This window comes from Mesorhizobium sp. M2E.F.Ca.ET.209.01.1.1, assembly GCF_004010375.2.
In the GTDB taxonomy this organism is placed as follows: domain Bacteria; phylum Pseudomonadota; class Alphaproteobacteria; order Rhizobiales; family Rhizobiaceae; genus Mesorhizobium.
This window is the reverse complement of sequence record NZ_SADP02000420.1, coordinates 1-371: the sequence shown is the minus strand read 5'-3', so window position 1 is coordinate 371 and position 371 is coordinate 1. Positions and strand designations below refer to the sequence as shown.

Annotated in this window: 1 protein-coding gene; it reads right to left on the bottom strand. The window is 54.2% G+C overall.

Annotation, left to right across the window (positions count from 1 at the left end):
* Positions 1–306 (bottom strand): hypothetical protein (locus EN852_RS36275; RefSeq protein ID WP_135879719.1); only part of this gene is annotated, 306 nt, incomplete at its 3' end.
* Positions 307–371 lie beyond the last annotated feature (65 nt).

The following is a 371-nucleotide window of genomic DNA, read 5'->3' as shown; positions in this document are numbered from 1 at the left end:
GCTGCGAGATACGGGTTCGCCTCGCTCACGGATCACCGCACGCGCGGCTTCGGCAACATCTTCCTTTTTTGAATTGCGAATCGCCTTGCGCTTAACCGACGATGGTGCCGGTTTGTTCTGTTCGGCGGATACGCTTTCCACAGGAATCACAGGCTCGCCGGATGCAAAAGCGTTCCACTGGTCGATGAATTGGTCGGCCATCAAGATACGGTCGTGCCACCCGCGCAATTCCGCTTCGAGCCGTGAAATTTCCGAAAGAGCTTTTATTTTCAGCGCCTTAGCGTTTTCCAATGCCACGTCTGACATAGCTAATCTCCCTGTGAATGGCTGACATTACGCCGGGGAGATGCCACATTCAAGGCCACATTCAG